This window comes from Bartonella sp. CM31XJBT, assembly GCF_028618555.1.
Lineage (GTDB): Bacteria > Pseudomonadota > Alphaproteobacteria > Rhizobiales > Rhizobiaceae > Bartonella.
Map to the genome: position 1 here is coordinate 1 of NZ_JAQITD010000082.1, position 875 is coordinate 875.

The window sequence follows — 875 nt, forward strand, 5'->3', positions numbered from 1 at the left end:
CTTTTAACACCAGCGTGATTCACGCCACGGGTGAATTGCGCGCAATGTAGGAAATCAAGATGACAAATTCTACTTTTTTAAAAGAAATGGCAGAAAAATATGGATTTTCTGCTGAAGAATTTCGAACCACAATCATAAAAACTTGTATTGGAGATAAAAATGCTAATGTCATCACTGATGCAGAATTTGCCGTTTTTCTTTTTGTTGCCAATACTTATGGACTTAACCCTTTAACAAAAGAAATCTATGCATTCCCTAAAAAAGGCGGCGGCATCATACCCGTTGTTTCTATCGACGGTTGGATAAAGATCATCAAATCAAATCCTGACTTTGATGGCATGACCTTTCAAGATCAACTCAATGAAGATGGGAATATCATTGCTATCAAATGTGCTATTCGTCTCAAAGGAATTAAAGACCCTATCGAAGTCACCGAATATCTCAAAGAATGCGAACAAGACAAAAGTGAACCTTGGAAAAAATACCCCGCACGTATGTTGCGCCATAAAGCTACTATACAGTGTGCTCGCTATGCTTTCGGGCTTTCCGGTATTTATGAAGAAGATGAAGCAAAACGTATCAATGAAACAAACCATAACGTACAAACGAAGTTAGTTTCTTATGATGTGCTTACGCAAATCAAACAATTAATAAACATCACTCAAACAGAAGAAGAAAAAGTGCTTGATTATGCACAAGTCGATAGGCTTGAAGATCTTCCTGATGAAGTAGCACAAAGGATTTTGGATATTTTGCAAAAGAGACAGCATGAAAAAGAACAATCTTTCCTACAACAAAAGCAAATAGAAGCGCCTATACAAGATGCCGAATATATTCACGTCCAAGATATAGAATATGTATCACAAGAACAAAGA

General features: G+C 36.7%; 1 protein-coding gene. It reads left to right on the top strand.

Going from position 1 to position 875, the window contains the following annotated elements:
• Positions 1 to 59: 59 nt before the first annotated feature.
• Positions 60 to 875: phage recombination protein Bet (gene bet, locus PVV63_RS10290; RefSeq protein WP_273791762.1), on the top strand; the 816-nt coding region annotated here is incomplete at its 3' end.